We start from the raw sequence: 11,011 nt of genomic DNA on the forward strand, positions 1-11,011 counted from the left end.
TTCACGGAGAAAAGAATGCAGCCCTATAATACTGCTGAATCCTTTATAAGGTGTTAAAGCTGGCAGTTGGTCCTTTACAAAAGTAATAAACTAAACAAAAACGACCTATATAAAAGGATTAAAAAATAAACCATCTACATAGATGGTCTATCATTCATCATTATTTTTATCTATAACGGCTAGTATTCTTTCTAAATCTTCATCAGAGAAAAATTCAATTTCAATTTTTCCCTTTTTCTTTGTTCTTTTAATTAAAACAGTTGTTCCTAGTTTTTCTCGTAAAACACTTTCTGTCTCACGGATAAACACATTTTTTTCTTCTTTTACTTTTTTTGTTTCACGTGGAACATCCTCATTTAATTGCTGAACAAGCTTTTCTAACTGTCGAACATTTAAGCCATCTTTTATAATCTTTTCTACAACAGCTTGGTATTTATCCTTATTTTTCAACCCTAAAAGCGTACGTCCATGGCCCATGGATATCTTTCCATCAGTTATCAGATCTTGGACTTTTTTAGGAAGAGCAAGAAGCCGTAAGTGATTCGCAATATGTGGTCTGCTTTTTCCTAAACGTTTAGAGAGCTCCTCTTGGGTTAAATGTAGCTTCTCTATCAGCATTTGATAAGCATTTGCCTCTTCAATTGGCGTTAAATCCTCACGCTGAAGGTTTTCAAGGACAGCAAATTCCATCATTTGTTGCTCAGTTAATTCCCTAACAACCACCGGAACCATATCAAGCTTTGCTTCCTTAGCTGCACGAAAACGCCTTTCTCCTGCAACAATTTCATAACCTTTAATACTTTTTCGAACAATAATCGGCTGAAGAATTCCATGCTCAATAATTGAAACCTTTAATTCTTCAATTGCCTCCGATTGGAATACTTTTCTTGGCTGATAAGGATTCGGTCGTAATTCCTTTAATTTCACCTCTTTGACAGTTTCATCATTAGAAACATCTACATTAGCAAATAGTGCATTAATGCCTTTCCCAAGACCTTTAGCCATTTACCACCACTTCCTTTGCTAAATCTAAGTAAACTTCCGCTCCTCGTGATTTGGAATCATAAATGATAATTGGTTCACCATGACTTGGTGCTTCACTTAATCGTACATTGCGAGGAATAATCGTCCGATACACTTTATCTTGGAAATATTTCTTCACTTCATCAATTACTTGGATTCCTAAGTTGGTTCTCGCATCAAGCATCGTAAGAAGGACACCATCTATCATTAAATCGTGATTTAAGTGTTTTTGTACCAATCGAACGGTACTTAAAAGCTGACTCAAACCTTCTAATGCATAATACTCACATTGGACAGGAATAAGGACAGCGTCAGATGCAGTGAGTGCATTAATTGTTAATAATCCTAAAGATGGAGGACAGTCTATAATAATAAAATCATACTCCTCTTTAATCGTTTCTAACGCACGCTTTAGTCTAACTTCCCTTGAAATGGTTGGAACTAATTCAATTTCTGCCCCTGCTAATTGAATAGTCGCTGGAACTGAATATAATCGTTCAACCTCAGTTGGCTTAATTACATCTTTTATATCAACATCATCTACAAGTACATCATAAATACATTGTTGGACTTCACCTTTATCAATGCCTGCTCCGCTCGTTGCATTTCCCTGTGGGTCAATATCAACTAGCAATACTTTTTTACCGATATAAGCTAAGCAGGCACCCAAGTTGACAGAGGTAGTCGTCTTCCCGACCCCACCTTTTTGGTTGGCAATTGAAATAATTTTGCCCAAGCGTGTCACCCACCTTCAACTTCCTAATAAATTAGCAATCATATTTTCTATTTTATCAAAGTTTCATATAGAAGGTTTAGTTTTATGTAAAAAAATTCATTTTCTAATTTTTAGTAGAAGAAACGAAAATATCTGGATATACTTACAGGGCTATTTTCAATTTTTAGAAAGGATTGTTTTCGAATAGTTTTTTTGAAGTTTTGCTGCTTTTATCCTTAGTAAATTGAGGCGGGCTGATGTCTTTACCCTATATTTATTAGCCATAATGTTTGAGAAAGAGCTTATAGAAAAAAAGAGAAACTTGCATACAAGCTTCTCGTAATCTAGCATTTTATTTTTTCTTAGGAATCTTTATTGTAATTTGATAGTATTCATCAAATTCTTCTTCTTCAGAATCTAACCTAATGCCATTGTCAGCGACCATTGTTAAAGATTGACGGATTGTATTTACAGCAATCCTCATATCTTTACTAAATGCTTGGCGACGTGGTTTTGCTTTTCGTTCTGATTTATTTAATAACCTAACAACATAATCTTCGGTTTGTTTCACATTGAGGTTTTTTTCGATAATTTCAGCTAAAAGCTTAATTTGCTTTTCTGGTTCTTTTAAAGGAATAAGTGCACGAGCATGACGCTCTGTAATTAATTTTTGTAAAAGTGCGTCTTGTACTTCCTGTGGAAGCTTAAGTAAACGAAGCTTATTAGCAACGGTCGATTGACCTTTTCCAAGCCTTTGTGCCAATGCTTCTTGCGTAAGATTATGTAATTCCAAAAGCTTTCCATAGGCAACTGCTTCTTCAATCGGAGATAGTTCTTCTCGCTGAAGATTTTCAATTAATGCAACAGAAGCCGTTTCTGTATCATTAAAGTTTTTAATAATAGCAGGGACCTTATCCCAACCTAACTTTTGAACAGCTCTAAATCTGCGTTCACCTGCAATTATTTCAAATTGATTGGTACTATACTCTCGTACAACAATTGGCTGAATAATTCCATGTGTATGGATGGTTCTTGCCAACTCTTCAATTTTATTATCATCAAATATGGTCCTTGGCTGAAAACGATTGGGAACTATGCAAGAAGTAGGTATTTTCCTAACTTCCTCATTTTCACTTATGATTTCCCTTTCCGCCTCTTCCACTTTTTCGCCCACACCAAAGAAACGAGAGAAAGGATGCTTCATCATCTGACACCACCTTTAAGAAACTCCCTACCTACTTATTCTATATTATAAGACAAGTTCCTGCATTTACATTTGTAATTTTTCGAGTTTTTCCTACATGATTAAACAAGAAATAATAAATATGACAATGTTTTTCGTAGAAATTACTCAAAAAAACAGGATGATTCTATCTTTCTGTCAACATTTCTTTAAAAATCTATTTATGAAAAATGATTATTACAAGCCCTTTTCTTTACTGTTGGCTCTTTTCTCAAACATTGTTGCTATTTGAGTAAAGTTATCATTAATACATATCGACTGAGGATTGCTACACGTTTCATTTTAGTGAGAAAAGGGCTTCAATCTCCATCAGCCGGTAGTTGGTCTTTTACAAAAGCAACAAACGATGCGAAAACAGCTTTACTGTTAAACAAGTATTAAGAAAAGAGCTCATGTCATTTATCGGTATACCCCTTTGTTCTCCTAGGAAGGCATTTTCAGATTGGATCCTATAATTCTCACCTGATAAAACTCAGGCTAATACAATACTAAAAAAAGTGCCTTAATTACATATAAACATTAGAAGATGATATTATTCTAATGGCAATTTATTTGGTGTTCCTGGTTTTCGTGGGTATTTTTTTGGGGTTTGCTTATTTTTATTTATTACTATAATATTACGTTCACTTTCTTCATAAGGCAATGTGAAAGAATGTATTGCTTCGACCTCTGCACCAAGAAGTTTTAGCGCCTTAGAGGCAGCCTGTAACTCTTCGTTTGCGTTGGCGGCTTTCATAGCCACAAAGAGACCATTTTGCTTCACTAAAGGAATACATAATTCACTTAGAACGGACATTCTTGCAACTGCTCTTGCTGTCACTAAATCATACTGTTCACGATGTTCAATCTTTTGAGCAAAGGTTTCTGCTCGATCATGATAGAAGAAGGTGTCTTTTAATTCTAACTCTTTCGATAAATTATCCAAAAATGAGATTCTCTTTTGTAATGAATCCACTATTGTAACCTTTATTTCAGGAAAACATATTTTCAGTGGAATACTTGGAAATCCAGCACCAGCTCCAACATCACAGATTTTTAGTGGTTCATTAAAATTCACATAAAAAGCTGCAGTGATTGAATCAAAAAAGTGTTTTAAATATACATCATTTTTTTCAGTAATGGCAGTCAAATTCATTTTTTCATTCCACTCAACTAAGAGTTCAAAATATCGTTCAAACTGTTGTAATTGTTTAGAGGAAAGGGAAATCCCCTTTTCCTCTAATTGTTTTGTAAATTGCTCAATATTCATGTTTTATGTCCACCCTTAATGATTATTCTTTAGCTACCTTTGCTATTCTGCCATGTTCAATATATACGAGCAAAATTGATATATCAGATGGGTTAACACCAGAGATTCTTGAAGCTTGGGCAATTGATAGTGGACGTACCTTACTTAGTTTTTGACGAGCTTCAGTAGCAATTCCATTAATTGCATCGTAGTCGATATCCTCTGGAATTTTCTTGTCTTCTAATTTTTTTAGTTTTTCTACTTGTTGTAGTGATTTATCAATATACCCTTCATATTTAATTTGAATTTCTACTTGTTCAGTAACTTCCTGCGGTAATGTTGTTTCTGCAGGTACAAGTTCATGAATATGGGCATATGACATTTCTGGTCGCTTTAGTAAATCTGAAGCACGGATACCATCCTTTAATTCACTTCCACCCGCTTGACGAATTAAATCCTGTGTTTTTTCATTCGGCTTAATAATAATCGAACGTAAACGTTGGATTTCCGCTTCAATGCATTCTTTCTTCTCCATAAATTTTGCATATCTTTCTTCTTTAATCAATCCTATTTGATAGCCTAGCTCTGTTAAACGAAGATCTGCATTATCATGACGAAGTAATAAACGGTATTCAGCACGAGAAGTTAATAAGCGATAAGGTTCGTTTGTTCCTTTCGTTACTAAATCATCTAATAATACGCCAATATAGCCATCTGATCGACTTAATATAACGCCTTCTTTTCCTTGAGCATTTCTTGCAGCATTAATTCCAGCCATTAATCCTTGGCCTGCCGCTTCCTCATATCCAGAAGTACCATTAATTTGGCCTGCAGTGAAAAGATTTTTCACAGTTTTCGTTTCTAATGTTGGCCATAGTTGTGTTGGTACAATGGCATCATATTCAATCGCATATCCAGCACGCATCATTTGTGCTTTCTCTAAGCCAGGAACTGTTGCTAAAATCTTCTGCTGAACCTCTTCTGGAAGGCTTGTTGAAAGTCCTTGTACATATACTTCTTGTGTATTTCTTCCCTCTGGCTCTAAAAAGATTTGATGTCTTGGTTTATCAGAAAAACGTACAACCTTATCCTCAATAGATGGGCAGTAACGGGCACCAGTTCCTTTTACCATACCTGAGAACATAGGAGATCGATGTAAATTTTGATCAATAATCTGGTGGGTTTGTTCATTTGTATATGTTAACCAGCATGGTAATTGATCCGTAATATATTTTGTCGTTTCATAGCTGAACGCTCGAGGTACTTCATCACCTGGTTGTATTTCTGTCTTACTATAATCAATTGAATGACTATTAATTCTTGGTGGTGTCCCAGTTTTAAAACGAACTAGCTCAAATCCTAGTTCTTCCAAGTGCTCAGAAAGTTTAATAGATGGCTGTTGATTATTTGGTCCGCTTGAATATTTCAAGTCCCCAATAATAATTTCACCTCGTAAAAACGTTCCTGTTGTTATAACAACCGTCTTCGAATGGTACACAGCACCTGTTTTAGTAACAACACCACGGCAAATTCCATCTTCTACGATTAATTCCTCAACCATACCTTGAAGCAATGTCAGGTTTGGCTCATTCTCAAGTGTTTTTTTCATTTCATTTTGATATTGGAACTTATCTGCTTGGGCACGAAGCGCTTGAACCGCTGGGCCCTTACCTGTATTCAACATTCTCATTTGAATATAGGTTTTATCGATATTTTTCCCCATTTCGCCACCAAGTGCGTCTATTTCCCGTACAACTACACCTTTTGCAGGGCCTCCTACCGAAGGATTACATGGCATAAAGGCAACCATATCAAGATTAATGGTCACCATTAAGGTTTTGACACCCATTCTTGCTGCAGCAAGTCCTGCCTCACAGCCCGCATGACCGGCACCAACGACGATTACGTCATATTCACCCGCATCGTATTTTTGCATGATATTTCCCTCCTTACCTTTTAAAACTGTTTATTTGTATATTTATTTTCCTAAACAAAATTGTGAAAATAATTGATTGATTAAGCTCTCTTGTACAGTATCCCCTATTATTTCACCTAACAACTCCCATGTACGTGTTAAATCGATTTGAATAATATCAATTGGCGTTCCAAATTCTATTCCACTTAAAACGTCCTCGATCGCATCTAATGCCTGCCCAATTAATGCAATATGGCGGCTATTTGAAATATACGTTAAATCAGAAGCTTCAATTGAACCTTGAAAATACATGGATGAGATGGCTTCCTCCAAGTCATCAACACCCTTTTCCTCTAATAAGGAGGTTGTAATTACTTTATGTTCATTGGATAGCTCTTTTACTTTCTCCATATCTATTTTTTGCGGTAAATCGGTTTTATTAATAATAACAATAACATCCATTCCTTTTACCGCTTCAAATAACTGCTCATCTTCCTTTGTTAAATCATCTGCATAATTTAATACAAGAAGGATTAAATCGGCTTCCTTTAGTACTTTTCTAGAGCGCTCCACACCGATTTTCTCAACAATATCTTCTGTTTCACGAATACCTGCTGTATCTACTAAGCGGAGTGGGACACCGCGAACATTTACATATTCCTCAATTACATCACGAGTTGTTCCTGGAATATCCGTTACAATGGCTTTATTTTCTTGAACTAAGCTATTCAATAGGGAGGATTTTCCTACATTAGGTCTACCGATTATAGCAGTAGAAAGTCCTTCTCTTAATATCTTTCCTTGACCTGCCGTTTGTAGAAGCTTCTTTAACTCAGCTCGAACATAATTTGCCTTTTCCTTTAACATTCGATGGCTCATTTCTTCTACATCATCATATTCTGGATAATCGATATTCACTTCTACATGAGCAACTACTTCTAATATTTCCTGGCGTAGTTTTTGAATTAACTTTGATAGTCTTCCTTCCATTTGCCCCAATGCAATATTCATCGCACGATCAGTTTTCGCACGAATTAAATCCATTACTGCTTCAGCTTGAGACAAATCAATTCGTCCATTTAGAAAGGCTCTTTTCGTAAACTCCCCTGGCTCAGCTAATCTTGCTCCATATCTTAAAACAAGCTGCAACACGCGGTTCACTGAAACTAAACCACCATGGCAGTTAATCTCGACAACATTTTCTCTAGTAAATGTTTTTGGTGCTTTCATCACACTTACCATCACTTCTTCTACTACTTCATCTGTAGTTGGATCAATTATTTTACCATAGTGAATAGTATGAGAGCTCACATTCTCAAGCTTTTTCCCGCTCACACCAACAAATAGTTTATCGGTAATTTCAATTGCCTGATCACCACTAAGCCGAACAATCGCTATTGCTCCCTCACCCATCGGAGTTGAGATCGCTGATATAGTATCAAATTCCATCACTTTCACCTCATTTCTTTAGTTAATATCATCTATTTAAAAAATAATAGTTGTAAAACTGAAATAGTTATCCCCAAAATATTAGAATAACAAATTCTTAACGTTAAAAAAAGCAGAAAGTTTTATCCACAATTTCGTTTTTTAATGATATTTATTTTAACTTATCCACATGTGAATAACAAGAAAGCAGGTAATAGATAGATGAAGACGATATTGGGGATCAAAAAAAGTGCCGGGCCCTATACATGATAACATTTACTTGACAAGCAGACGCAAAAAAATCCAAGCACTAATTGCTTGGATTTTTCACAACTGGATGAATGACCAAATAGCGATTTGGTTCTTCACCTTCTGAATGAGTTTGAATTTTTTTATTTCGGGATAATGCATTATGAATAATTTTTCTCTCAAAGGAAGGCATCGCCTCCAATGTTACAGGCCGTTTTGTATGAATGGCCTTTTCAGCTAATCGTTCAGCTAACTGGATAAGAGAATATTCCCTTCGTTCCCGATAATTTTCTGCATCTAACACTATATTAATAAATTGATTCGTATATCGATTAGCAATTAACTGAGTAAGTACTTGTAAGGAATTTAACGTTTGTCCCCTTTTGCCTATAAGTAATGCTATATTTTTTCCAGTGATTTTAAATTCAGCAATTTTCCCCTCTGTTTTAATCTCAATGTGAGGATCAATTCCCATTTTTTTTATAACATCGACTAGATAGATTTTTGCCTCTTCAATCGGATCAGGTTTGAGCTGTACATGAACAATAGCAGGTTTACTCCCAAAAAGGCCAAACAAACCCTTTTTTCCTTCATCAATTACTTGATATTCAATACGTTCCTTCGTTACATTTAGTTCTCGTAAGGCTGACTCGACTGCTTCTTCGACACTATGTCCTTTAGCAGTATATTCCTTCACTTTTTAACTCCCCTCGCTTTACCCACTGTTGTAGTATCTTTCTGTATTGCCGGAGTTTTAATAAAGTACGTTTGAATCATCATAAAGATATTTCCTACTACCCAATATAAGGGTAATGCAGCAGGTAGGCTTACTCCAATAACAATAATCATCACTGGCATAACCCAAAGCATAATGGCCATTTGCGGGTTTTGATCCTGACCAGCCATCATCACTTTTTGTTGAAGGAAAGTGGTTACCCCTGCAACAAACGCTAAAATATAATCTGGTGAGCCTAGATCAAACCATAAAAACATAGATTCACGAATAGCTGGTGTCCGATTAATTGCATGATAAAATCCAATTAATATAGGCATTTGAATGATTAATGGTAAACATCCAGCCAAAGGATTAACGCCATATTGTTGAAATAACTTCATTGTTTCCTGCTGTAATTTCTGTTGTGTCACAGCATCCTTTGAACTATATTTCTCTTTTAGCTTCTTTAGTTCTGGTTGGATTACTTGCATTGCTTTTGAGCTTTTTGTTTGCTTAATCATTAATGGCAAAATAATAAGGCGAATGATTATTGTAACGACTATAATAGATAGTCCATAGCTATTCCCTAATAATTTGGCAACCTCTTTGATTACCCATGATAGTGGCCATACAATATATTCATTCCAAAAACCCTTGCTGTCAGGAGTAATATCTTTATTAAATTCCGTACAGCCCGCAAGTACCGTCATCAAACCGACGATTGCGATTATTAGAAATATTCTTTTTTTCAAGCGTAGTTTCCTCCCTTAATATAAAAAGCTATATAATTGAGGATTGTTTAAAAAGTAAATGCTTAATCCTTAATAAACAACCCCTTTTTCCTTACATAAAAAAACATATAAAGGAAGAACCTTTATTGTTTAAGGTTTTTAATTACTTTCGCTACCTTAAAAACATGTTGAATACTCTTTTTTACTTCATGGAAATTCATGTCGGCCGCAGGTTTCCGTGCGATAATCACATAATCATTACCTTGTTCAATCCATTCCTGCAATTCATGGATGGATTGTCGAAGATAACGCTTTATTTCATTTCGTTTCACCGCATTGCCTATCTTTTTACTTACAGATAGACCAATACGAAAATGGTCTTGATCCCTTTTTTTAAGGACATATACTACAAATTGGCGATTTGCAAATGATTTTCCTTTTTTAAATACCTTTTGGAATTCATCATTTTTTTTAATACGATATAGTTTTTTCAATAGTAATCACTCTCAATACTGTTAGAAGTGGCTTGTACCACAGCTCCACTAATCTTTCCCATGCTTTCATTCCACTAAATAAAGATGAAAAAAAAACCACTGAGACGTTTCAGTGGTCTACGCTGATAATACTTTTCTTCCCTTACGACGACGGTTAGCTAGAACTTTACGTCCATTTTTTGTACTCATACGTGCGCGGAATCCATGAACTTTACTTCTTTTACGAGCGTTTGGTTGATATGTTCTTTTCATTTATGACACCTCCCTCGAGGATCTTTTATATTAGTAGACTGTTTTTGAATAGTGGTTAAACCTATAAAAAAATTATAACCGATTGCTTTTTAAGCAACAATATTTTTTAAAAATACTTATAAGTTAAAGACAGTCCTATTAATTATAAATATCAACTTTTATAATTGTCAACTCCCTATAGGAGAATACTTTTTCCAATTGCAGATATTATTTATTTTAAAAGGAAAAAAATAAGCTTGTGGATAATTATCGACACGAATTTTTATATCCACAACAATTATTGACAAGTTTTTCACAAATTAATAGCCTGTGGATTATTTTTTTCCTCAGTTTCATTGAGTTGTGGACAATTTTTAAATTTCGTTGCAACGCCTATAATTATTTGATATGATTATTGTGTTTTCACTCTGAATAAATATATGTGCATAACTAAGATATCCACAAATTGTGGATATCTTGTGGATAGTTTTTAAACAAGCTATGTATAAACTTGTCCACAATCAGTGGATACTGTCGAAATCTATTTTCTTTCCTTATTATAAGTTTTCCACAACACTTTAGGAATGATTAAGCTACACTATTAAGATAGACGACTTTGTAAAATTTATTATATAGATTCTGAATACGTATGTAACAATGTTACGTTGCTTACTAAAATAACTATTAATTAAAAAAGGAGGGTATGGTTTTGGAAAATATAGCTGATCTTTGGAATAAAGCTTTATCAATAATTGAAAAAAAGATCAGTAAGCCCAGCTTTGAGACTTGGCTCAAGTCAACAAAGGCACATTCATTAAAAGGAAATACATTTATCGTTTCAGTACCTAATGATTTTGCTAGAGATTGGCTAGAAGGTCGTTATGTCCCGTTAATTTCAGAAGTCCTCTATGAAATAACAGGCGAAGAGCTAACTGTAAAATTTATTATTCCTCAAAATCAAGATGATGAGGATATTCAAATGAGGAGTACACCACAAATTGGCCCTAAAACAGAGGAACCAACAGAATTATTTCAAAAT

At 34.8% G+C, this 11,011-nt stretch carries 11 protein-coding genes; 1 reads left to right on the plus strand and 10 read right to left on the minus strand.

Annotated elements, in window-relative coordinates:
* Nucleotides 1-150 precede the first annotated feature (150 nt).
* The 10 genes from NST63_RS26395 to rpmH form a co-directional block, all read right to left on the minus strand.
* Nucleotides 151-1,005 (minus strand): ParB/RepB/Spo0J family partition protein, encoded by an 855-nt coding sequence (locus NST63_RS26395; RefSeq protein ID WP_341044128.1) that lies wholly within the window; start codon nt 1,003-1,005, stop codon nt 151-153.
* Nucleotides 998-1,759, minus strand: a complete 762-nt coding sequence (locus NST63_RS26400; protein ID WP_058005139.1) for a ParA family protein — start codon at nt 1,757-1,759, stop codon at nt 998-1,000. The genes NST63_RS26395 and NST63_RS26400 overlap by 8 nt, the downstream gene beginning before the upstream one ends.
* Nucleotides 1,760-2,090: 331 nt before the next feature.
* Nucleotides 2,091-2,942: a nucleoid occlusion protein gene (noc, locus tag NST63_RS26405; protein WP_212945135.1), complete on the minus strand. Its 852-nt coding sequence runs from the start codon at nt 2,940-2,942 to the stop codon at nt 2,091-2,093.
* A gap of 571 nt (nt 2,943-3,513) precedes the next feature.
* The gene (gene rsmG / locus NST63_RS26410; protein ID WP_212944907.1) at nt 3,514-4,230 is read right to left on the minus strand and encodes a 16S rRNA (guanine(527)-N(7))-methyltransferase RsmG; all 717 of its coding nucleotides are present in this window, start codon (nt 4,228-4,230) and stop codon (nt 3,514-3,516) included.
* A 22-nt stretch (nt 4,231-4,252) separates the two neighbouring features.
* Nucleotides 4,253-6,145, minus strand: coding sequence for a tRNA uridine-5-carboxymethylaminomethyl(34) synthesis enzyme MnmG (gene mnmG / locus NST63_RS26415; protein ID WP_058005141.1), 1,893 nt, complete (start codon nt 6,143-6,145; stop codon nt 4,253-4,255).
* A 42-nt stretch (nt 6,146-6,187) separates the two neighbouring features.
* Entirely contained in the window at nt 6,188-7,573 is a 1,386-nt protein-coding gene (mnmE, locus tag NST63_RS26420) for a tRNA uridine-5-carboxymethylaminomethyl(34) synthesis GTPase MnmE (RefSeq protein ID WP_341044129.1), read from the minus strand.
* Between the two features lie 289 nt (nt 7,574-7,862).
* Nucleotides 7,863-8,498, minus strand: coding sequence for an RNA-binding cell elongation regulator Jag/EloR (gene jag, locus NST63_RS26425; RefSeq protein ID WP_212944905.1), 636 nt, complete (start codon nt 8,496-8,498; stop codon nt 7,863-7,865).
* Nucleotides 8,495-9,268 (minus strand): YidC family membrane integrase SpoIIIJ, encoded by a 774-nt coding sequence (spoIIIJ, locus tag NST63_RS26430; protein ID WP_212944904.1) that lies wholly within the window; start codon nt 9,266-9,268, stop codon nt 8,495-8,497. The genes jag and spoIIIJ overlap by 4 nt, the downstream gene beginning before the upstream one ends.
* Nucleotides 9,269-9,390: 122 nt before the next feature.
* Nucleotides 9,391-9,741: a ribonuclease P protein component gene (gene rnpA, locus NST63_RS26435; RefSeq protein WP_212944903.1), complete on the minus strand. Its 351-nt coding sequence runs from the start codon at nt 9,739-9,741 to the stop codon at nt 9,391-9,393.
* A gap of 117 nt (nt 9,742-9,858) precedes the next feature.
* Nucleotides 9,859-9,993, minus strand: coding sequence for a 50S ribosomal protein L34 (gene rpmH, locus NST63_RS26440; RefSeq protein ID WP_058005146.1), 135 nt, complete (start codon nt 9,991-9,993; stop codon nt 9,859-9,861).
* A gap of 688 nt (nt 9,994-10,681) precedes the next feature.
* Between rpmH and NST63_RS26445 the strand changes: the two genes are divergently transcribed.
* Nucleotides 10,682-11,011: DnaA N-terminal domain-containing protein (locus NST63_RS26445; protein WP_341044130.1), on the plus strand; the 330-nt coding region annotated here is incomplete at its 3' end.

The organism is Heyndrickxia sp. FSL W8-0496, from assembly GCF_038007825.1.
Taxonomy (GTDB): Bacteria; Bacillota; Bacilli; order Bacillales; family Bacillaceae_C; genus Heyndrickxia; species Heyndrickxia oleronia.